This window comes from Nocardia sp. NBC_01499, assembly GCF_045040275.1.
Taxonomy (GTDB): domain Bacteria; phylum Actinomycetota; class Actinomycetes; order Mycobacteriales; family Mycobacteriaceae; genus Nocardia.
In genome coordinates this window covers 8,852,085-8,872,380 of sequence record NZ_CP109426.1, presented here as the reverse complement: position 1 = coordinate 8,872,380, position 20,296 = coordinate 8,852,085, and the positions used below count along the sequence as shown (strand labels likewise).

Annotated in this window: 20 protein-coding genes; 5 read left to right on the top strand and 15 right to left on the bottom strand. The window is 67.5% G+C overall.

Annotation, left to right across the window (positions count from 1 at the left end):
• Window positions 1–13: 13 nt before the first annotated feature.
• The 6 genes from OG203_RS40415 to OG203_RS40390 all read right to left on the bottom strand — a co-directional run bounded on the left by OG203_RS40415 (window position 14) and on the right by OG203_RS40390 (window position 6,561).
• Window positions 14–460 carry a DUF742 domain-containing protein gene (locus OG203_RS40415; RefSeq protein WP_405162460.1) on the bottom strand — a complete coding sequence of 149 codons (447 nt, stop codon included), beginning with the start codon at window positions 458–460 and terminating at the stop codon, window positions 14–16.
• Entirely contained in the window at window positions 457–840 is a 384-nt protein-coding gene (locus tag OG203_RS40410; protein WP_135237972.1) for a roadblock/LC7 domain-containing protein, read from the bottom strand. The genes OG203_RS40415 and OG203_RS40410 overlap by 4 nt, the downstream gene beginning before the upstream one ends.
• Before the next feature lie 41 nt (window positions 841–881).
• The gene (locus OG203_RS40405; protein ID WP_405162459.1) at window positions 882–3,665 is read right to left on the bottom strand and encodes a nitrate- and nitrite sensing domain-containing protein; all 2,784 of its coding nucleotides are present in this window, start codon (window positions 3,663–3,665) and stop codon (window positions 882–884) included.
• A 490-nt stretch (window positions 3,666–4,155) separates the two neighbouring features.
• The gene (locus OG203_RS40400) at window positions 4,156–5,178 is read right to left on the bottom strand and encodes a hypothetical protein (RefSeq protein WP_405162458.1); all 1,023 of its coding nucleotides are present in this window, start codon (window positions 5,176–5,178) and stop codon (window positions 4,156–4,158) included.
• A 45-nt stretch (window positions 5,179–5,223) separates the two neighbouring features.
• Entirely contained in the window at window positions 5,224–5,742 is a 519-nt protein-coding gene (locus OG203_RS40395; RefSeq protein WP_405162457.1) for a hypothetical protein, read from the bottom strand.
• Between the two features lie 51 nt (window positions 5,743–5,793).
• Window positions 5,794–6,561, bottom strand: a complete 768-nt coding sequence (locus tag OG203_RS40390) for an alpha/beta hydrolase (protein ID WP_405162456.1) — start codon at window positions 6,559–6,561, stop codon at window positions 5,794–5,796.
• A gap of 147 nt (window positions 6,562–6,708) precedes the next feature.
• On the opposite strand from OG203_RS40390, the gene OG203_RS40385 reads away from it, so the two are divergent.
• On the top strand, window positions 6,709–7,098 hold the full coding sequence (locus tag OG203_RS40385; RefSeq protein WP_405162455.1) for a hypothetical protein: 390 nt from the start codon (window positions 6,709–6,711) through the stop codon (window positions 7,096–7,098).
• A gap of 59 nt (window positions 7,099–7,157) precedes the next feature.
• Here the strand turns inward: OG203_RS40385 and pheT are convergent, their stop codons facing one another.
• The 3 genes from pheT to OG203_RS40370 all read right to left on the bottom strand — a co-directional run bounded on the left by pheT (window position 7,158) and on the right by OG203_RS40370 (window position 12,545).
• Window positions 7,158–9,662, bottom strand: coding sequence for a phenylalanine--tRNA ligase subunit beta (gene pheT, locus OG203_RS40380; protein WP_405162454.1), 2,505 nt, complete (start codon window positions 9,660–9,662; stop codon window positions 7,158–7,160).
• A 33-nt stretch (window positions 9,663–9,695) separates the two neighbouring features.
• Window positions 9,696–10,757 (bottom strand): phenylalanine--tRNA ligase subunit alpha, encoded by a 1,062-nt coding sequence (gene pheS, locus OG203_RS40375; RefSeq protein ID WP_405162453.1) that lies wholly within the window; start codon window positions 10,755–10,757, stop codon window positions 9,696–9,698.
• 360 nt (window positions 10,758–11,117) lie between these two features.
• Window positions 11,118–12,545, bottom strand: a complete 1,428-nt coding sequence (locus OG203_RS40370) for an MFS transporter (RefSeq protein ID WP_405162452.1) — start codon at window positions 12,543–12,545, stop codon at window positions 11,118–11,120.
• Window positions 12,546–12,647: 102 nt separating this feature from the next.
• Here OG203_RS40370 and OG203_RS40365 point away from each other — a divergent pair, with 102 nt between their 5' ends.
• Window positions 12,648–13,229, top strand: coding sequence for a TetR/AcrR family transcriptional regulator (locus tag OG203_RS40365; RefSeq protein ID WP_405162451.1), 582 nt, complete (start codon window positions 12,648–12,650; stop codon window positions 13,227–13,229).
• A gap of 86 nt (window positions 13,230–13,315) precedes the next feature.
• Here OG203_RS40365 and OG203_RS40360 read toward each other — a convergent pair whose 3' ends face one another.
• From OG203_RS40360 to infC, 4 genes are all read right to left on the bottom strand, one after another.
• The gene (locus OG203_RS40360) at window positions 13,316–14,113 is read right to left on the bottom strand and encodes a TrmH family RNA methyltransferase (RefSeq protein ID WP_405162450.1); all 798 of its coding nucleotides are present in this window, start codon (window positions 14,111–14,113) and stop codon (window positions 13,316–13,318) included.
• Between the two features lie 35 nt (window positions 14,114–14,148).
• Entirely contained in the window at window positions 14,149–14,529 is a 381-nt protein-coding gene (rplT, locus tag OG203_RS40355; RefSeq protein WP_107655317.1) for a 50S ribosomal protein L20, read from the bottom strand.
• 102 nt (window positions 14,530–14,631) lie between these two features.
• Entirely contained in the window at window positions 14,632–14,826 is a 195-nt protein-coding gene (gene rpmI, locus OG203_RS40350) for a 50S ribosomal protein L35 (RefSeq protein ID WP_040689021.1), read from the bottom strand.
• Between the two features lie 59 nt (window positions 14,827–14,885).
• The gene (gene infC, locus OG203_RS40345) at window positions 14,886–15,599 is read right to left on the bottom strand and encodes a translation initiation factor IF-3 (RefSeq protein WP_405162449.1); all 714 of its coding nucleotides are present in this window, start codon (window positions 15,597–15,599) and stop codon (window positions 14,886–14,888) included.
• A gap of 369 nt (window positions 15,600–15,968) precedes the next feature.
• On the opposite strand from infC, the gene OG203_RS40340 reads away from it, so the two are divergent.
• The 3 genes from OG203_RS40340 to OG203_RS40330 all read left to right on the top strand — a co-directional run bounded on the left by OG203_RS40340 (window position 15,969) and on the right by OG203_RS40330 (window position 18,645).
• Window positions 15,969–16,310: a DUF1844 domain-containing protein gene (locus tag OG203_RS40340; RefSeq protein WP_405162448.1), complete on the top strand. Its 342-nt coding sequence runs from the start codon at window positions 15,969–15,971 to the stop codon at window positions 16,308–16,310.
• Between the two features lie 127 nt (window positions 16,311–16,437).
• Window positions 16,438–17,052, top strand: coding sequence for a TetR/AcrR family transcriptional regulator (locus tag OG203_RS40335; RefSeq protein ID WP_405162447.1), 615 nt, complete (start codon window positions 16,438–16,440; stop codon window positions 17,050–17,052).
• Window positions 17,053–17,100: 48 nt separating this feature from the next.
• The gene (locus tag OG203_RS40330) at window positions 17,101–18,645 is read left to right on the top strand and encodes an FAD-dependent monooxygenase (protein ID WP_405162446.1); all 1,545 of its coding nucleotides are present in this window, start codon (window positions 17,101–17,103) and stop codon (window positions 18,643–18,645) included.
• Window positions 18,646–18,936: 291 nt separating this feature from the next.
• On the opposite strand, the gene OG203_RS40325 is transcribed toward OG203_RS40330, so the two are convergent.
• Complete coding sequence (locus OG203_RS40325; RefSeq protein WP_405162445.1) at window positions 18,937–19,791, bottom strand: alpha/beta fold hydrolase; 855 nt, start codon at window positions 19,789–19,791, stop codon at window positions 18,937–18,939.
• 64 nt (window positions 19,792–19,855) lie between these two features.
• On the bottom strand, window positions 19,856–20,287 hold the full coding sequence (locus OG203_RS40320) for a helix-turn-helix domain-containing protein (RefSeq protein ID WP_405162444.1): 432 nt from the start codon (window positions 20,285–20,287) through the stop codon (window positions 19,856–19,858).
• Window positions 20,288–20,296 lie beyond the last annotated feature (9 nt).

Below are 20,296 nucleotides of genomic sequence, written 5' to 3'. Positions count from 1 at the left end.
CGCGTTGTTCACGTCAGAGTGCCCGTACAAGGTCCCTGATCCTCTCGATGGCAGCGGTGGACAGTTGATCGGCCTCGCGCACGGTCGCGTACCCTCCGGCGACGAGGTCGCTCACGACGACCTTCGCGACACCGACCGGAACGCGCAGCGCGGTACCGATTTCGGCGATGGAATGGGGCTGCTGGCACAGCTGCACCACGGTGCGCTGTTCGAATTGCAGCGGTGCGGAAAGCGCCGAGGGCGGCGCCTGCACCAGGGTTTCGATGCGCAAACCGTCCATCAACGGCGTAGTGCGCCCCGCGGTGACGACAAAGGGACGCACAAACTGTTCATCACTGTCGACAAGTTCTTCGGCCGGCGGCTCTTGCTGGCCTGGGCGGTCCGGATCGAACCACCCGAACATCTGATTCATCGGGATCATCCGCGGGTCCGGCAGCCTCGGCCGGTCAGGATCTCTCATCTTCGCAACGTCTCTCGCAACTCGGATATCAACGTCGGGTCAAGGAGCGACCCGGCGCGTTCGGCCAGCACGGCCATTTCGTAGCCGACAAGGCCGACATCGCAGTTGCCGTCGGCGATGACGCCGAGGCAACTGCCGTCACCCATGGCCGAGACGAGCAGGAAGCCGCGCTTCATCTCGATCATGATCAGTTTGAGTCCGTCGAACGAGTAACTGCGCGACGCGCTCTTGGCGAGGCTGGCCAGACCGGACACCATGGCGGAGAGCCGGTCGGCGGAGGTGCGATCGAGACCTTCGGACATCGCGATGAGCAGTCCGTCCGAGGAGACCGCGACGGTGTCGCGGACACCGTCGGTTTCCCGGACGAAGTTGGCGAGCATCCAGTTGAACGTGTGCGGGTCGGCGCTCGGCAAGTGAGTGGTCACCGGTTCTCCTCTGCGATGGTCTGAGCCTGATCGTCGGCACGGGTGTCATGGTCACGGGCACCGACATAGGGTCGGGTGGTCGACGGCGGCGGCGGGGCACCGCGATCGTGTCCGGCCCGGAACGACGACAGCATGCTACGGGTTTCCTCCGGCGAACGTTCCGGAATCGGCGCACGATCCGGGCGCTCCGCCGTGCCGTTGGTTTCGCGCCGCGGATCGGTGCCCGGCGCCGTGCCCGCGGTGCGAGTCTTCTTGTTGCGCTTGACAAGTCCGTTGCGCGTTGTGCGCGGCGCCGAACCGGTCGTCGCCGAGCCATTGACGCTGTGGTTGCTGTGATGGTTCTCCGGCGCGCCGTGATTGCTGTGCTGCGCGTTGTGATTACCGTGCTGCGCGCCGTGGTTGCTCTGCTGACTGCCGTGGTTGCCCTGCTGACTGCCCGGCGCATCGGGCAGCCGCCACGTTCCGGTATCGGTCAGCAACCGATCCGAGGTGTCCGGCGGCGGGGCCGCCGGTGGTGGCGTGGAAACCGTTGGCGGGGAGACGAACTGGGAGTACGCGGAGGGCGCTGGGCCGCTCGGCGCCGCATGCTGCGGACCGGTGTCGAACCGGTCGTTGCGCGGCACCGCCCGCTGCCCGGCGGTCCACGGCCCCTCGGCCTGACGGCCCGCGCCATTGCGCTCGCTCGGCGGCGGCGTCGGCGCCGCGTGCGCCGGACCACGTTGGCTCGGCGGAATCGGCTCCGGCGCGGTGTTGCCGCGGATCACGGCGGGAGATGTCATGGGGCCGTTGTTATTCGGCGCGGGTTCCAGTTCGGCGACGCCGGTCCCCTCCGAGTCGGCGCCCCACGACCGCTCCAGCCCGGCCCCGGAAATCTTGGCCTGCACCGCGGGCTGGCGCCGATCCTGTTCCTGGACAAGGATTTCCAGCGGCAGCGACATCCGCGCGACGATGCCGCTCACCGGCGAGACGTTCAGCTCGACGTCGATGCCGAGCCGCTCCGCCAGTCGACCGACCACGTAGTGGCCGAGGTAGCGGGTCGGCGCGACGATGAAGTCCTGTTCGCCGCGCAGCCTGGCGTTCGACTGGGCAAGCTGGTCCATCGGCATGCCGACACCGTGGTCGACGACGGCGAGCAGATATCCGTGCGGCACCCGGCGCCCGTAGATCTCGACCTCGAGATCCGGTGGGGAGAAGGCGAGTCCGTTCTCGATCAACTCGGCGAGCATGTGCGCGAGCTCACTGACCACCGCGCCGGTGATCATGACGTCGTCCACCCGGCGCAACACGACCCGGCGGTAGTCGTCGACCTCGGACAGACCCGCGCGGATCACGTCGCTCAACGCGATCGGCTGGGCCCAGCGGCGCGGGCTCGCCTCGCCGACGAGCACCAACAGACTTTCGGCGTTGCGGCGCATGCGGGTCGCGAGGTGGTCGAGCTCGAACAGGTTGGACAGACCCTTGGGATCGAGTTCCTCGCGCTCGAACTCACTGATCAGGCCGAGCTGGCGGCGGACCAGGTTCTGGTTGCGCCTGGCCAGGTTGGCCATCGACTCAGTGGTGTTACGGCGCACCAGCGCCTGCTGCGAGGCCAGCTCGAAGGCGGTGGTCTGCACCCGGTCGAGCGCGCCTGCCACGGCGGCGATTTCGGTACTCGCACCCGCCGGCGCGAGCACCGGCAGTGGCGCCTCCGGCCGACTGTCGTCGGTGCGCGACCAGGCCTCGATGACCTGGGGCAGGCGGCGCGAGGCCACGTCGTCGGCCTCGCCGGCCAGTGCGGCAAGCGGGCGAACGATGGCGCGCACCGAGGTGATCACCAGCGCGATCATGGCGGCGATGGCGATCGCCGACGCGACGAGGAAGGCGATCAGCTTGGTGGCCGCGGCGCTGCGCAGGCTGTCCGCGCGGGCCTGCACGTCGTTGCCGACCGCCTGCTGCACGGTGCGCTGTTCGTCGAGGACGCTCGACATCTGCGTCCACCAGGTCATCGGGTCGACCTCACGGACAAGCGGTCCGTCGCTCGACGCGATCGCGATGCTCTCGGATTGGTCTGCCTTGGTGGCGTTCTCGCTCAGCATCGCGGCGTCCAGCTTGGCCTGCTGTGCCTTGGTCGCGTAGCGGGAGAACGCGGTGAAGCCCGCGAGCTTGGTGGAGCGGATCTCCATGAACTGCACGTACTCGCCGCCGTTGAAGCGGCCGGCGGTGAAGACGCCGTTGAGGAAGCCTCGCTCCTTGTCGACCTCCTCCTTGGCCGCGCCGAGCGCGTACAGGGCCTGCAGACCGCGCTGGATCTGCGGGTCGCGCGCCTGGTCGAGGCCGAGCGCGAGACGGTTCAGCGCGCTGACACCATCGGTGTAGAACTGGAAAACGACCTGCCTGCTGACGCGCCGCGTGTCGATCTGCGTGCGGGTGTTGGCCAGCAGATTCAGCTGGCCGAGCGCCGCGCGCACCTGATCGGCGCCGGGGGCGTCCCCGGCAGCGGCGGTGGTCAGCACGCCGAGCGCGGTGTCGACCTTGCCGCGCTGGTCGAGCAGTGGCTGCTGCAGGCGGTTGTCGCCGCCGAGCAGACCGTTGCTCAGACCGAGCTCGCGCTGGATCTGGTTGTTGAGGTCCTGCACACTCAGCGCCAGCGACACGGCCTTCACCGTGTCATTGGACTCGCGGAAGTCCGAGATCTCGCGGAAGACAGTCACTCCCAGCAACGCGAGCACCAAAATCAGCGCGAGCGCGAGAATTCGGGTCAGCTGACCGCCGATGGTGCGCGGCCGGACGATGGCCGCCATTCTGCCGCTTGGCAACGCGGAGGGAACCGCGATAGTGAGATCCGGTGTGTCCCCGGGCTTTGGTTGCCGTAGACGTGAACGCACCAACCTGCTACTCCTCCGAAAAGCCGGCCGTGACAGCTCCACGACGAGCGCACGGAAAGTCTCCGAGCAAAATCCCATATGCCCGGTCCGGCGTCAACTCGAGAACCCCGAATAGGGAACTTTGTTCATACTTTTCAACCCCCACTGCAACCTGTTGCTACCAACTGTCCAGTTTGGGACAGAAAGGTCGTACAAGGTTGAAGCAGAACTAATATCCCACCCTGCTCAGATGCGACATCAGGAAGATCAGTCGGCACCCGGGCGCCGGCCCGAAATGCCCTCGAATCGTAGCCGAGTCGCGGCCCTTCGCGCACCTCGAGCGGTGACAACTCGGGCGGCGCGGTCGGCCCTTCGCGCGCAGGTGGTCGCCGACGATCGGCAACCACCTGGCAAGCGACCGAGGAGGTTACGCGCCGCCGAGAATCGCGAGTACCTTCTCGGAGGTGTAGAACGGCGCGAGCCGCTCCCGAATCAACGTGGACAGCACGCCGTTTCGCTTCGCGCCCTCGATGACCGCGGGGCCGTAGCGCAGGATTTCGGTGGCGATGGCTTCGGCGGTCAGGCCGAGCTCGGGCAGCATGGCCGCCAGGGTGTAATCGCCGTACTTCTCGAAGAACACCTCGACACATTCGTCGACGAGCAGGCCGAAGTATTCCTTCTCCCGCGTGGTGACCGCGATTTCGTAGCAGATCAGCACGAGCTCGTTCAGGTCCTTCTGCGACAGATAATCGCGCAGGCCGCTCACCGGCTCGTCGGCGTGCAGATCCCAGAATTCCATGGCGGCGTCGTGCACCGGTGCGTCGCGCAGCATTTCACGGATCGCGTTGTTGGTGCGCTTGAGCGCGAAAACCGCGCCCTTGCCTGCCATGTCGCCGATGAAGGTGCTCTCGGTCGCCTTGCGCGCGGTCTTGGCCGCGGACTGGCCCATCGAGATCAGCGAGGAGACGCCGGGGATTTTCCCGGCCATCTGCTTGTTGGCCTCCATGAAGTCGGAGATCAACTTGTCGACGAACTTCGACGCCACGGTCGCGACCAGCGGGCTCTCGGTGAGCCGGTCCAGGATGCGCTCCTGCGCCTGATGCATGCCGAAGATCTTCTCCAGCAACGCCTCGACCGGTGCGCGGTCGACCACCTGGCCGAGGGTGTACTCGTTGTTGTTCGCGATGTGGTCGTAGATCGAATCGGCGAAAACCCCGACCATGTCGGCGATGACCGGGCTGCCGCCGATCAGGTCGATGATGGTCGCGACGGTCTGCTTGGCCTGATCGACCTCGACGATATCGCGGAAGACCAAGGTGTCTGCGACGCCGAGCACCGACTCGACATCGCGGGCGACAACTTCCGCGAAGCGGTCGCCGGTGACCTCGGCGAGCACGAATTCCACCTGTGCATCGAGTAGCCGTTCAGCAATCTCGCGCGGCTCCGTCATCGCGTTCCACCCATTCACAGTCGTAGTACGGTGCGCCCGGCCAGGTTACGGTCCGTGTGTTTCGGTGTCGTTGCCGCGCAACGACTTCCGTATCTGATCCAGGCGTTCACGCGCCGCCTGCTCGCGCGCGTCCCATTGCTCGTCGGCGCTGCGGCCCGCCGGAGTCTGCTGATCGAGCTCGCTCATCCCCTGCGCGGTGCCGAAGCGCTGCTCGACCTTATCGCGAACTGACCCCCAAGTAGGGACACCGGAAGTCGAATATCCGCCTGTCTCAGTCGGTGCCGAGATACCGGTCGGCGGTACCGGTACCGCGGGTACCGCAGAGGTGCCTCCGACCTGGCCGGATACGTCGTGCAGCGGTGGCGCGTCATGCACCGATGTCGGCATCGTGGTAGGAGTCACACCGCTGACGGTCTGCGCATCACCGGAATCGAGGAGGCCGAGCAGCGCGGCGTGCACGACGTCGAATCCGGGACGTTCCGCGGTGGCGACCAGCAGTACGCCGACCAATTCACCATCGGTCAGCGCCGCTAAACGGGCCGCGATCTCGCTGTTCTCAGTCATATGACCAGGCTACGCAGCGGCTGCCGCTCGATCGTGCGTTGCGAACAGGGCTTACGGCCGGACTATCGCACCGGCCCAGTCACGCACAAGCTCGAACCAGGTCGTGCCGCCGACCATGATCAGATCGTTGTGGCCGGCGCCGGGGAACACCTTCAGACGTTTCGGTTCGCGGGCGGCGGCGTAGAGACGTTCGGCGTGCCGCAGCGGCAGAAGTTCGTCCTGATCGCCGTGCATGATCAGGACCGGGGCGCGCAGGGTGCGGATGCGCCGTTCACTCGGGTACGCGTCGGGCACGAAGGGGCGCGGCAGGAACGGGTAAACAGATCTGGCCGCGTCGCGCAGGCCGGAGAAGGTGGACATCAGCATCAGTCCTGCGGGTGGATGTGCCTGAGCAAGTTCGATCATGACGCCGCCACCGAGCGACTTCCCAAGGTAGAGAACGTGATTCGGATCGACGCCGGGTTGTTCGAGCAGCACCCGGCGCGCCGCGCGGGCGTCGAGGTAGGTGCCGTGTTCGGTCGGACGGCCGGTGCTGCGCCCGTATCCGCGATAGTCGAACGCGAGCACATCGAACCCGGCCTCGACGAGCAGCGCGAACAACGCGACCCGATCGCCGACATTGCCCGCGTTGCCGTGCGCGAACAGAATGTGCCCGATCGACTTCGGCGCCGGCACCCACCACCCGTGCAGCGTCTCACCGTCGGCCGTGCTGATCGACAGATCGGTGTAGGCCATCCCGAGGATGGCCGGCGTCTGCACGATCTGCCGATCCGGCATGTACGTCAGCGCGTTCAGTATCGGACTGGCCGGGTGTCGCATGCTGTCGTTCTTACCCCTCCCCCGCGCGTTTTGGTCACTCGACCCGCACGACGTTCGCGCGACTCACCGGAAATCAGGCGGCTTCGCGGGCTACCGGAACGGGTATACAGGTCGGGGATTGTCAACCGACGAAAGGGAACTTCTTCTATGCGGACAACGATTCTCGCGACTGTGACGCTCGTGGCGGCTCTCGCCGGTATCACCGCTGCGGCTGTGCCAGCGGGTGCCGTCCCCGACGCGGATACCTGCGCGTCGGTCAGCGCGATGGCCAACGAGCTGACCGCCGGGATCAACGCGTCCAAAGCCGACAGCGGCGGGTCTGCCGCGCAGGTGAAGGCGGCGTTCGGAAACGCGGCCGCGAAGTTGGACACCGCTGCGGCCAATGCCGACGAAGGCCAGGTGAAAACCGCGATCACCGCCGCAGTGCCCTACCTGAACAAAGCCGCCTCGGCGTCCGATGAGGAACTCCCCACCGTCCTCCAGGACCAAGGCCTGCAATCCGCCATGTCCACCCTCGACAAGGCGTGCGGCATGTAGCGGATTCTCCGCCGAATCAGGCCCGGAAGCTTCGGTTTCCGGGCCTGATCGCGTGTTGGCTAGCCGCGCAGTACCGCGCCGACGGCGTTCGCTGCTGCCGCTACCGCGGCGTCGCGGGCGGCGCTGGCCTCGTCCTCGGTCAGCGTGCGGTCGGTGGCACGGAAGCGCAGGGCGTAGGTGAGGGACTTGCGGCCCTCGCCCGCCTGGGTGCCCTCGTAGACGTCGAACAGGGCGATGTCCTCGAGGAGTTCGCCGCCGCCGGTGCGCAGGGCCGATTCGACGGCGGCCGCTGGGGTCGCCTTCTCGACGCTGACCGAGACGTCCTGCAGTACCGCCGGGAACGGGGAAATCGTTGGGGCGGGGCGGGATTCGAGCAACGGCAGGGCATCGAGGTCGAGTTCGACGGCACAGGTGCGCTGCGGCAGACCGGAACGTTCCAGCACGGCGGGGTGCAGTTCGCCCGCGTAGCCGACGACGGTGCCGTCCACGACCAGTTCGGCGCAGCGACCCGGATGCCACGGCAGCTCGGCGGCGGTGCGGCGTTCGATGGTGACGCCCGCCGCGTCGGCCACCGCGTCGGCGAGGGCGAACGCGTCGGCGGCCTCGGCCGGACGACCCGGACCCCACGGCCCGCGCGGTTCGCGGCGGCCGGTGAGGACGGCAGCGACGTGCACGGGCTGGGCGGGCAGCGAGTCGAGCAGATCGGCGATCTGCTCGTCGGTGGGGCGACGATCGACCGGCAGCGCCTCGACCGGATGCACATTGTCGCCGGTCAGCACCACCTGCGCGATGCCGTAGATGGTGAGGTCACGGGCGCCGCGAGAGATGTTGCGGGCGGCCACTTCCAGCAGGCCGGGCAGCAGCGTGGTCGCCAGCTCGGCGCGCTCCACGTCGAGCGGGTTCAGCACCCTGGTGGTCGCCCTGCGCGGGTCGTCGGCGTCCAGACCCCAGGTGTCGAAGACACCGGCGGGCAGGAATACCGGCGCGGGCACCTCGACGGCACCGGCGAAGGCGAGCGCCCGGCTGACCGCGCGGCGGCGGCGCTGGGTGGCGGTGAGGCCGCGTCCGGCGGGCGCGGTCGGCAGCACGGACGGGATCTGCTCGAGCCCCTCCAGCCGCAGCACCTCTTCGACCAGGTCGGCGGGCTGGGCCAGGTCGGGCCGCCAGCTCGGCGGGGTGACCTCTAGCTGACCGTGCCCGGTGGTCTCGTCGACGGCGACCTCGACGATGCAGCCGATCTGGGCGAGCCGGCGCGCGGACGTGCCGGTCGGGTAGACGACACCGGCGACCCGGTCGGCCAGGTCGATGTCCATCCGGATCGGCGGCGCGGACGGCACCGGGACGCGAGCGTCGGTGAGCGCGGATGCCACAGTGCCACCGGCGATTTCGGCCAGAAGGCTGGCGGCGCGGTCGAGCGCGGCCACATTGATCTCCGGGTCGACGACGCGCTCGTAGCGCTTGCCAGCCTCGGACACCAGCTTGTGCCTGCGCGAGGTGCGGTAGACGAGCAGCGGGTTCCAGGTGGCGGCCTCGAGCAGGATATCGGTCGTCTCGGCGCCGACCTCGGTGCTCGCGCCGCCCATCACACCGGCCAACGAGACGACGCCGGAATCATCGGCGATCACCACGTCTTCGGCGTCGAGGGTGCGCTCCACCTCGTCGAGGGTGCGCAGCGTCTCACCCTTGTTGGCGGTGCGCACCACCAGGCCGCCGTTCAGCTTGGCCGCGTCGAAGGCGTGCAGCGGCTGGCCGAGTTCGAGCATGACGTAGTTGGTGACGTCGACGGCCGGGGAGATCGGGCGTACCCCGGACAGCAGCAACCGGCGCTGTAACCACCAGGGGCTCACCGCATTCGGATCGATGCCGGTGACCCGGCGGGCGGCGAAGCGGGTGCATTTGGAGTCGGGTTCGAGGCGGATCGACCAGGCGTCAGGCTCGTCGTCGGGCAGGATGCGCACGGCCGGGTCCGCATAGTCGAGGTCGAAGCCGCAGGTGAGTTCGCGGGCAAGGCCGCGCACCGAGAAGCAGTAGCCGCGGTCCGGGGTGATGTTGAGTTCGATGACCGTATCGTCCAGGCCGAGCAGCTCATTCGCGTCCGCGCCCGGCTCGGCGGTGCCCGGCTCCAGCACCAGGATGCCCGCATGATCCTTGCCGATACCGAGTTCGGCGACCGAGCAGATCATGCCGTTGGAGACGTGCCCGTAGGTCTTGCGCGAGGAGATCGCGAATCCGCCGGGCAGCACACCACCGGGCAGCACAACGACGACCAGATCGCCGACGGCGAAGTTGGTTGCGCCGCAGACGATTTCCTGCAGGTCCGGGTTGCCGACGTCCACCTTGCAGAACCGGATCGGCTTCTTGAACTCGGTCAGCTCGGTGATCTCGGCGACGCGGCCGACGACAAGCGGCTTGTCGATATCACCGGTGATGGGCTCGAGCTTGTCGACCTCTTCGACCTCGAGACCAACACGGACGAACCCCGCGTCGAGTTCCTCCGGCGTCACCGACCAGTCGGGGTTGGTGCGCTGGATGATGTCGGTCAGCCAGGACTGCGCTACTCGCACTTGACGTTTCGCTCTCTCGATCGAAGGGTGGGGTCAGGACCGGTTGCCGAAGGGCAGCGTGAAACGCACATCGCCCTCGACGATGTCGCGCATGTCCGGGATGCCGTTGCGGAACTGCAGCGTCCGCTCCAGGCCCATGCCGAACGCGAACCCGCTGTACACCTCGGGATCGATCCCGCTGGCGATCAGCACCTTCGGGTTCACCATGCCGCAGCCGCCCCATTCGACCCAGCCCGCGCCGCCCCGCTTGTCCGGGAACCAGACGTCGACCTCGGCGGAGGGCTCGGTGAACGGAAAGTAGTTGGGGCGCATCCTGGTTCGCGTGTCCGGCCCGAACAGCGCCCGCGCGAACGCATCCAGGGTGCCGCGCAGGTGCGCCATGGTCAGGCCCTTGTCCACGGCCAGCCCCTCGACCTGGGAGAAGATCGGGGTGTGCGTGGCGTCGAGTTCGTCGGTGCGGAAGGTGCGGCCGGGGCAGACCACGTAGATCGGCAGGTCGCGTTCGAGCAGCGAGCGCACCTGCACCGGGGAGGTGTGCGTGCGCAGCACCTGGCGCGAGCCCTCCGGCGCGATGTGGAAGGTGTCCTGCATGGTGCGGGCCGGGTGGTCGGGCAGGAAGTTGAGTGCGTCGAAGTTGAAGTGCTCGGTCTCCACCTCCGGCCCCTCGGCGACCTCCCAGCCCATCGCGACGAACACGTCGGCGACCTGCTCGGAGATGACGCTGACCGGATGCCTGGCACCGAACGGATGCCTGCGCGCGGGCAACGTCACGTCGATCGCCTCGGCGACAAGCACCGCCGCGTCGCGCTCGGCGAGCAGTGCGGCACGGCGGGTGTCGAACGCCTCGGACACCCTGGCCCGCGCGACGTTGACCCGCTTGCCCGCGTCGGCCTTCTCGGACTTCGGGATGCTGCCGAGCGCGCGCTGCGCCAGCGCAAGCGGCGCCTTGCCGCCGAGGTGCTCGGTTTTCGCGACCGCGAGCGCGTCCAGGTCGGCCGCAGCGGCGAACGCCTTCTCGGCGGCCGCCGCCGCGGCGGCCAGTGCCTCCTCGGTCAGCGTCGCGTTCTGCTCGACTGCGTCGTTGTCGTCGGCCACGATGGTTCGACTCTCCCCTGGGGATCGGTTCGCGGGTACGGCTCGTTCCCTACCCACATTGCTGCTGGTGGAATCCTATTGGATGCGTCATATCCGATTCACGCGGATTCCCCGCTGGCCCGCGATACCCCGCCCGCCCTGGTATAACACCGCCGAGTCACGACGATCGTGCCCGTGTCGCGGGATGGTTCCCAGCGGTGGGCGCATCCGTCGACACCCGACGTTGCCGCCCTGCGCACGCGACGCCGCCACCACGAACCACACGACATTGCCGTCCCGATTTCGGGCGACGCCACGCACTGATACCAGCCTCATCCGCAGATTCGGCTGGCATCACGTGGGCACTCCCCCCGGATCGCGTCAGACCTGCGTGAGCTTGGCGGGCAGCAGGAGCGAGAGGACGGCGCCGACCGCGACGATGGCGGCGCCGACCCAGATCGCGGGCACGAGACCGTCGACGAAGGCCTGCGGGCTGAGATACGAACCGTGCGAGGCGAATACGGACGCGAGCACGGCGACACCCATCGCGACACCCACTTCACGCAGGGTGCTGTTGGTGCCCGATGCCATGGCCCGATCGTCCGGGGCGGCGCTGGCCATGACGACCGACGCGCTCGGCGGCATGGTCAGTCCCATGCCGATCCCGCCGAGCACGAACGGCCCGACGAAAGCGCCGAAGCCGACGTCGACGGTGGTGATCGCGGCCATCCAGCCGAGCGCGATCGCCAACAGCAGCTGACCGGACGCCAGCAGCGCGCGGGGGCCGACCCGGTCGACGAGCAGACCCGAAATCGGGGCGACCACCATCGGCACCATCGTCCACGGCATCGTGCGAATGCCCGATTGCAGCGGGCTGTAGCCCTGCACCACCTGGAAGTACTGCGCCAGCAGGAAGATCGACCCGAAGACGCCCATGGCGAAGGTGAAGCTCGTCGCATTGCTGATCCGGTAGGCCCGCGAGCGGAACAGCCGCAGCGGCAGCATCGGATCGGGTGTCTTCAGCTCCCATGCGATCAAACCGGCCAGCAGCACCGCGCCGACGACGAAACTGCCGAGCACGGTGGCCGAGGTCCAGCCGTCGTCGGCGCCGTGGATCACGCCCCACACCACCGCGAGCACACCGCTGGCCGACAGCACAAGCCCGAACAGGTCGAGCCGCCTGGTGCCGCCGTACGACTCGCGCAGCACGCGTGCCGCGAACGGCACGACGACGATGCCGATGGGCACGTTCAGCCAGAAGATCCACTGCCAGCTCAGCCCGTCCACCACCGCACCGCCGACGAGCGGCCCGACCGCGACGCCGAGTCCGGCGATGCCACCCCAGATCCCGATGGCGGCGCTACGCATCCGTTCCGGCACCGCCGCCGAAAGCAGGGTCAGCGAGAGCGGCATGACCGCGGCGCCGCCGAAGCCCTGCACAACCCTGGCGGCGATCAGCATCCACGGCTCGGTGGCCAGCGCGCACGCCGCCGACGCGACCGTGAACAGCGCGATGCCGGCCAGGAAGATCCGGCGGCGACCGAGCCGGTCACCGATCGCGGAGACAGTGAGCAGTAGCGAGGCGAAGGACAGCGTGTAGGCGTTGATGAACCACTGCAGGTCGGACAGGGACGCGCCCAATTCGGTACGAATGACCGGCAAGGCGTTGGTCACGACGAGGTTGTCGAGCGTGACCATGAACATCGGGATGCCAACGGCGGCGAGCACTGCCGCGACCGCGCGGCCACTCATGGGCTTGGTGGGCTCGACGGGCGCCAGCGAGGCGGCCGGTTCGAGGGTTTCGGTCATGTCCAGCCTTAGTTGTTATTCACTGATAACTAGTGATTCGAAGAGTATGCATCGACTGATAACATGTCAATACCTGGGGGGCGACACACGGAATGGAGCACGATGTCGAGTTCGACCAGGGTCAGGATGACCGCCTCCGAGCGCGGCGAGCAGGTGCTACTCGCGGCCGTCTCCGCATTCGCCGAATCCGGGTACGCGGCCACTCGCACCGACGAAATCGCCAGGCGCGCAGGGGTTTCCCAGCCCTATGTGATCCGGCTCTTCGGCACCAAGCAGCACCTGTTCCTCAGCGCGCTGCATCGGGTGTGCGATCGGATCGAAGAGGTGTTCCGTACGGCGCGCGAAACGGCCGCGCCCGATGTGCCGCCGGAGGTGGCGCTTGACGCCCTCGGCCACGGCTTCCAGACCTTCCTGGACGACCGGGAAATGCTGCAACTGTTCCTGCACGGCTTCGCGGCGAGCGGGGACGCGACGATCGGCGATGACGTGCGCGACCGGTTCGGCAAGATCTATCAGCTGGTGCGCGATCTCACCGGCGCCGATGCACACGGAACCCGCGAGTTCATCGCCACCGGCATGCTGCTCACCGTCTTGAGCGCGATTCAGGTAGCAGGCCCCGACGCGGTCGAGACGCCGTGGGCGGTCGAGATGTTGAACGACTGCGCGATACCACTCAGCGATTGAGCTGGCAGCCGCACTACTTCTGACACACGTACGCGTGTTAGTGCGGCGAGTCGCGGTGCGGGAGATCAGCGGGCGTGCGGCTGGACCTAGTCCGCGTAGCGCACGCGGGAGTTCGCGTACAGGCAGATGGCGGCCGCAGTGGCCAGGTTGAGGCTTTCCGCGCGGCCGCGGATCGGGATGCGGATGCGGTGGTCGGCACGCTGCGCGACCGCCGGATCCAAGCCGTGCGCTTCGTTGCCGAACAGCCAGGCGACCGGTTCGGTGAACAGTTCGTCGGCGTCGTCGAGGTCTACCTCGCCGTTCGCGGCGGTCGCCAGGATCGTGATGCCTGCCGCCGCAAGGGAATCCAGTGTTTCGCCGACCTCGCGGTGCCGCGCGATCGGCACATGGAACAGGCTGCCAGCGCTGGCGCGCACGCACTTGCCGTTGTGTGGGTCGACCGAGTCGCCGGCCAGCACCACCCCGTCGGCACCGACCGAATCGGCGACTCGGATGAGGGTTCCGGCGTTGCCGGGTTCGGCCATCTCGACGGGTACGGCGAGCATGCGGGGCTGCGTGGCGAGCACGTCGGCCAGCGGCACGTCGATCAGTTCGCAGACCGCGACAAGCCCTGGCGCGGTGACGGTTTCGCCGAGCTGTTTGGCGGCGCGGTCGCTGACCAGTGTGGTGCGCACACCCATCCCGGCGGCGTTGGAAACCAACTCGTGCTCACGAGCAGCGGCATCGGCGGAGTAGAACAGCTCCCGCACCCGCCCCGTATCCAGTGCGGCCGCAACCGAATTGGCGCCTTCGGCGAGGAAGAGTCCGGTCTTGCGGCGCTGGGCACCGCGCTGGAGCTTGACAGCGGAAACGACCCGTGGATTGCGCTCGGAGAGCGCTTCCACGGGTCGTTCCGAAAGATACCCGCTCGTCAACGACTTTACGCAGCCGGGGCGTTGACGTCCTGCGGCAGGGCGGCCTTGGCGATCGCGACGAGACCGGCGAACGCCTCGGCGTCGGAGACGGCGAGCTCGGCGAGGATCTTGCGGTCCACCTCGACACCCGCGGCCTTCAGGCCCTGGATGAAGCGGTTGTAGGTGATGTCGTTCAGACGCGCCGCGGCGTTGATGCGGGCGATCCACAGCTTGCGGAAGTCACCCTTGCGCGCCCGGCGGTCCCGGTAGGCGTAGGTGAGCGAGTGCAGCTGCTGTTCCTTGGCCTTGCGGTACAGCCGCGAACGCTGGCCGCGGTAGCCCTTGGAGGCCTCGAGGATGGAACGACGCTTCTTCTGAGCGTTGACGGCCCTTTTGACGCGTGCCATGGGTCAGTCCTTTGTCGATCTAGGGGGCGCATGCGGCACCCGGAGGTTGGTCAGTTGGTCGGCGTCCGGAATCCGGAACGCGGTTGCTCGCTAGGTCTCAGTTCAGAGACCGAGCAGCCTCTTCACGCGCGGGACGTCGACGGACGCGACGGCCTCCGTGCCATCCAGACGACGAGTCCGGCGGGTCGACTTGTGCTCGAGCAGGTGGCGACGGTTCGCCTGCTGGCGAAGCAGCTTGCCTCGGCCCGACACCTTGAATCGCTTCGAGGCGCCGCTGTGGCTCTTCATCTTCGGCATGGATTCCTCTAATCTGTCTCGTCCCGGCGGCCCTTGCGGACCGCCGGCTCTTATCGGTATTACTGCGGCGGGTCGGCCTGCTCGGCCGGAGCCGCGGCGGGCGTGCTGTCTGCGGCGACGGCCTCAGCGGGCGCGGGGCTCTGCTGCGCAGCGGGCTGCTGCGGCCGCGGAGCTGCGGACTCCTGCTGTGCCTTCACTCGCGTCTTCGCACCCTTGTGGGGCGCGAGGACCATGGTCATGTTGCGACCGTCCTGCTTGGCCGAGGTTTCGACGAACCCCAGGTCCGCCACGTCCGCGGCGAGACGCTGCAGCAGCCGGTAGCCCAGTTCGGGCCTTGACTGCTCACGTCCGCGGAACATGATGGTGACCTTGACCTTCGACCCGGCCTCGAGGAAGCGCATGACATGGCCCCTCTTGGTCGCGTAGTCGTGGTCGTCGATCTTCGGGCGGAGCTTCTGCTCCTTGATCACGGTCTGCACCTGGTTCTTCCGAGACTCGCGCGCCTTCTGCGCCGTCTCGTACTTGAACTTGCCGTAGTCCATGATCTTGCAGACCGGCGGACGTGCATCCGGAGCGACCTCGACGAGATCGAGATCTGCCTCCATGGCGACGCGTAGTGCATCTTCAACACGCACGATCCCAACCTGCTCGCCGCTGGGTCCGATGAGTCGGACCTCGGGAACACGGATGCGATCGTTGATGCGGGTCTCAGTGCTGATGGGGCCTCCTAGGTCAAGCGGTGTCGTCAGGACGACCGCACGCAATAACTGCAACCCCTTTTCAACACAAAAGCCCCGCTGCGGTATTCCGCATCGGGGCCCGAGGTCGACCGATCAGCGCACGCCAAAGACTCGCGTGCGATCTTGTGCGTGGCTCTCGCGAGAGAACCCCTGCACAAGAAACCCGCCTCCGAGAAGGCGGGTGACCGGACCGTTTGACCTGACGATCGCTCGTCGGCAACGGTGGGAGTCGGGCTCCACTTATCAGCCCCAGGCTCGAAATCTTGGAAGAAGACACAACCAGGGGCGGTCGTCAGCGGAAAGTCTAACATTCTGTTCGGCTATCGCCGAATCGGCCCGGCGACCGCGCGTCGAGCTCGGCCGAGTCCAGTCGCCGGAGGTCGCGTCGCTAGCCTGATGAGCATGACAGAAGAGCTCGACAACTCCGTGCGCGAACTGGCCGACATCCCCGCGGTCGAGGTGATCAGCCGGGCCGCGGTGATGCTGATGAGTTCGGCGGCGGAGAAACTCGGGCTCGCGGACGAGGATCCGGAGACGAGCACGCGGCGCGATCTGGACGAGGCGCGACGGGTGATCACGGCGCTGGCCGGGCTGGTCACGGCGTCGGTGGAGTACCTCGGGCCGCATGCCGGGCCGATTCGCGAGGGGCTGCAGTCGCTGCAGCGCGCGTTCCGGGAGTCGTCGGCGCATCCGGACGAGCCGGGCAAGGGTCCGGGCGAGAAGTACACCGGCCCGGTCTACTGATCCTTCGTTCACGCGAATCCCCTTGCGGCAGCGCGCCGACCTGACACTTAGCGGGTAAGCGCTGCCGGTAATTTTTCCCGGTGGGAAATTTTGCCCACCGGGCACGTTTTTTCGGTAGGCTGTCGTCATGCCGGATGACGACGTGCTCGGACTGCGCGAACGCAAGAAGCTCGACACCCGGATGGCGCTGAGCGACGCGGCGCTGGAACTCGCCTTCGAGCGGGGCCTGGAGAACGTCACCCGCGAAGAGATCGCGGCCCGCGCCGGGGTGTCGGTGCGCACGTTCAACAACTACTTCACCGGCAAGAACGACGCGATCGTCTACCGGCAGTCGGTGCGCATCCGACGCAGCTTGGCGATATTGCGGGATCGCCCCGCGGCCGAGCCGCTCTGGACCGCGCTCACCGCGGCCCTGCTCGAGCCGTTCGAGGCCGACGGCGCCCAGTTCAACCTGCCGAACCCGGCACAACTGGCCGAGATCCGAAAGCTGTTCTCGCTGGCCGAATTACGCTTCGCGGTGGCCAAAGAGGTGTCCGCCGACTGGCTCGAAGTGATCGCGGAACGCACCGGAACCGACGCGCTGCGCGACCTGTATCCGCGACTGGTGACCGGCATGATCGGCGCCGTCATCGAGGCGGTCATGGTGGCCTATACGCACGCGGACCCACCGATACACATCACGTTACTGCTCCGCCGCGCCCTCGCCGAAGTCGCCGCGGGTCTGCCCGAACCACCGCGCTGAACCGACAGCGCACCGCAACAACCACACCGAACAAGGGGTGTATTTGTCATGTCCGAAATACCTACCGACGTAGTCATTTCCGGTGCCGGACCGACCGGGCTGCTACTCGCCGGTGAACTAGCACTGGCCGGTGTGCGCCCGATCGTGCTGGACGAACTGCCAGGCCCGAGCGCCGAGCCCAAGGCGAACGGCCTTGTCGGCCAGGTGATTCGGCTCCTCGACCTGCGCGGGCTCTATCACGAGTTCGGCGGCGCGCCCGGAGCACCCCAGCCCGCGCCTGCCTTCTTCTTCAGCGGGCTGCCGCTGTCGTTCGCCGAACTGGCGGACAACCCGATGGCCGTGCTCGGTATTGCGCAGCCGAAACTCGTTCGGCTGCTGGAAAAGTGGGCGGCGGGGCTCGGGGTGGATATCCGGTGGGGACACCGGCTCAGCGCGCTGACCCAGCGGGACGGCGGCGTCGACGTCACCGTCGCCGGTGCCGACGGTAACTACCGCCTCGATACCAGGTACTTGATCGGGGCCGACGGCGGCAAGAGCTTCGTCCGCAAAAACGTCGGCATCGAGTTTCCCGGCTACACGTCAACCGACAGCATCGCGCGGATGGGGCACGTGTGGCTGCCGGACGAGCTGCGGACCGGTGACGGCGGCATCGAAGTGCCGGGGTTTGGGCGAATTCCGTTCGGGCACAACCGACTAGAGCGTGGCGGATTCATCTTCGCCGAGCTGGAGCCGGGTCGGCCGCTCGTCGCGACCATCGAGTTCGGTGGCGAACCGGTGCCCGAGGAAACTCCGATGACCCTCGAGGAGCTACGCGCGAGCACGCGGCGAGTGCTCGGCGTCGACCTGCCGATGGCAGCGCCGCACGGCGCAGGGCCACATGCGTTGCGCCGCACCGACAATCAGAACACTCGGCAGGCCGAGCGGTATCGGGAGGGCAACGTGTTCCTCGTCGGCGATGCGGCGCACGTGCATTCCGCGATGGGCGGGCCCGGGTTGAATCTCGGTCTGCAGGACGCGGCCAACCTCGGCTGGAAGCTAGCCGCGGCGATAAACGGTTGGGCCCCGGCGGGATTACTGGATACCTACCATGCGGAGCGGCATCCGGTCGGTGCCCGCGTGATGATGAGCACGCTAGCGCAGGCGGCGCTGTTCGCGCCGGGGCCTCAGGTGACCGCGATGCGCACGCTGCTCGGCGAGCTGTTGGAACGGCCGGAGAACACCGCGCACATCGCACGCTTGCTGGCCGGGTCGGACACTCGCTACGAGACCGGCGACGATCACCCGCTCGCCGGGCGGATGGCCCCCGAACTCACCGTCGAAACCTCGGACGGCACACAGCGAGTCGCCGAGCTGCTGCGCAAGGCGCGGCCGGTGTTGCTCACCCTCATCGGTGACGCGGCCAGCACCGATGTCGCGCAAGGCTGGCGTGATCGGGTCGACCTCGTCGTCGCGACCAGTATCGACGCACCCGTCGCGGCAATGTTGATCAGGCCGGATGGGTACGTCGCGTGGGCTTGCGACGACGTCGAGCATTCCGACGCGGATCGCCTGCGCGAAGCACTGACCCGCTGGTTCGGCGCACCACTGACCTGACCGCCCTCGGAATGGAACCGCGCGAGGCCCCCTCGCCCACCCCGATCGCGTGACACCAGCTCGCGCGGATCAGCTTGCCGCGCCCGAATTATCTTGCCGCGCAACCATTGCCAGCGAGCTCACGCACGGCCAGGCAACTCGTGCGCGGCCAGGCCCCACGCGGCCGCTGGCCCGCCTACGTACCGTATGCCGGTTTAACTGCTGCGCACGAGTTGTCTTGCCGCGCGCTTATTCGTCAGCATCCATGCGCGGCCGGATAGTCCGTGCGCGGCACCGTGTGTTGGCTGGTGGTCAGGTGGGCGGGGATTCGTTGAGGAGGAAGTTCGACACTGTGGTGGTCTGGCCGAGGATCGCGTGGCCGACCTCGGGTAGTACGTGCACTGTGGCGTGTGGGACGCAGCGGTGGATGCGCTCCGCGGTGGCGGCGGAGTCGAGCATGACGTCGCGGGTGCCGACGATTACCAGCATTGGCATGGTCAGGTGGCGGAGGGCGTCGTCGGAGAATATGGGGAGGCGCTCGGTGCGCGGCTTGTACTGGGTGAAGGTGAGTACTACGTCGTCGAGGACTTGTTCGGTCAATTTTGTGTCAAGGCCGGTGGCGATGCGGGCGGTCTGCCGGACGCCGCGACGTCCGAAGAAGCGGAGGAACAACGCTATTGGCAGCCAGCCCATTTTCTGGGCACCGATACCGCCGGGGCACAGCAGGGTAAGGCGGGTGATCCGGCCCGGTCTGCGGACGGCGTAGTCCAGCGCCACCCAGCCACCGAGGGAGGCCGCGACGACCGAAATGGTGTCGAGCCCAAGACCTTCCAGGACATCGTCGAGCCACAGCGCGAGCCGATCGGAGTCCAGCGGTGGACGCGATGGCGCACTCGCACCGGCTTCGCCGATGATGTCGACCGCGTAGGTGCGGAAATGTGTTGCCCAGGAGGTGATCTCGCCGCGCCACATCGTCGTGTTCGCGCCGGAACCGTGCAGCAGAACGAGGGGCGGCGCGTCCTGCGGGCCGGAGACCACAACGAAGGTCTCTCCTTCCCCGGTCGGCACACGCACGTGCTCGGCGGGTACGGGCCAGATCTCGAGCAGTTCCTCGTAACGCCGCCGCACCCGGCTCGCACCACTCTCGGACTTGTAAATCGTGCTCATGACTCCCCCTCGTTGACGCTCGGCTCCGTCATGCGCACGGCGCACAGCGACATGATTCGCTCGCTCATGACGCGAGTACCCCTTCCATGTAATCGAACAGCCGCGCCGTATCAGCAAGGCCGCCAAGGACAATCACTTTCATGCGGGCCCGCTCCGCGTCGTACACCGTCTCGATCCGCAGCGGCTCAGCCTCGGCCGAGCGGGTGTTGGCCGCACCCATCAGCAGGGTGGTCAGGCGGTCGGCCAGCTCGGCACTGATCGCCTCGACCTGAACGATGCTCGACACCTCGGTGTGCCGCTCCCGCCCCGCCGTTTCACGCGCCGTCGCAGGCACCGGTAGCCCAGTGAACGCCTCGAGATCCGCCTCTGCGATCCGATACTGCTTCCCGATCCGGACCGCATTGAGCCGCCCGTCCCGCACGTAGTTGCGGATCGTCCGAACGTGCAGGCCGAGGCGCTCGGCGACTTGCTCCACTGAGTACAGGCGATTCGTCACTAAACGACC

Excerpts from the sequence above, each read along its gene's own strand:
- OG203_RS40325 (WP_405162445.1), bottom strand. The coding sequence starts at position 19,791 with ATGAGCACGATTTACAAGTCCGAGAGTGGTGCGAGCCGGGTGCGGCGG.
- OG203_RS40400 (WP_405162458.1), bottom strand. The coding sequence starts at position 5,178 with ATGACGGAGCCGCGCGAGATTGCTGAACGGCTACTCGATGCACAGGTG.
- OG203_RS40335 (WP_405162447.1), top strand. The coding sequence starts at position 16,438 with ATGCCGGATGACGACGTGCTCGGACTGCGCGAACGCAAGAAGCTCGAC.
- OG203_RS40385 (WP_405162455.1), top strand. The coding sequence starts at position 6,709 with ATGCGGACAACGATTCTCGCGACTGTGACGCTCGTGGCGGCTCTCGCC.
- OG203_RS40395 (WP_405162457.1), bottom strand. The coding sequence starts at position 5,742 with ATGACTGAGAACAGCGAGATCGCGGCCCGTTTAGCGGCGCTGACCGAT.
- rplT (WP_107655317.1), bottom strand. The coding sequence starts at position 14,529 with ATGGCACGCGTCAAAAGGGCCGTCAACGCTCAGAAGAAGCGTCGTTCC.
- OG203_RS40410 (WP_135237972.1), bottom strand. The coding sequence starts at position 840 with ATGCTCGCCAACTTCGTCCGGGAAACCGACGGTGTCCGCGACACCGTC.
- OG203_RS40365 (WP_405162451.1), top strand. The coding sequence starts at position 12,648 with ATGTCGAGTTCGACCAGGGTCAGGATGACCGCCTCCGAGCGCGGCGAG.
- OG203_RS40330 (WP_405162446.1), top strand. The coding sequence starts at position 17,101 with ATGTCCGAAATACCTACCGACGTAGTCATTTCCGGTGCCGGACCGACC.
- rpmI (WP_040689021.1), bottom strand. The coding sequence starts at position 14,826 with ATGCCGAAGATGAAGAGCCACAGCGGCGCCTCGAAGCGATTCAAGGTG.
- OG203_RS40370 (WP_405162452.1), bottom strand. The coding sequence starts at position 12,545 with ATGACCGAAACCCTCGAACCGGCCGCCTCGCTGGCGCCCGTCGAGCCC.
- OG203_RS40340 (WP_405162448.1), top strand. The coding sequence starts at position 15,969 with ATGACAGAAGAGCTCGACAACTCCGTGCGCGAACTGGCCGACATCCCC.
- OG203_RS40390 (WP_405162456.1), bottom strand. The coding sequence starts at position 6,561 with ATGCGACACCCGGCCAGTCCGATACTGAACGCGCTGACGTACATGCCG.
- OG203_RS40415 (WP_405162460.1), bottom strand. The coding sequence starts at position 460 with ATGAGAGATCCTGACCGGCCGAGGCTGCCGGACCCGCGGATGATCCCG.
- OG203_RS40405 (WP_405162459.1), bottom strand. The coding sequence starts at position 3,665 with ATGGCGGCCATCGTCCGGCCGCGCACCATCGGCGGTCAGCTGACCCGA.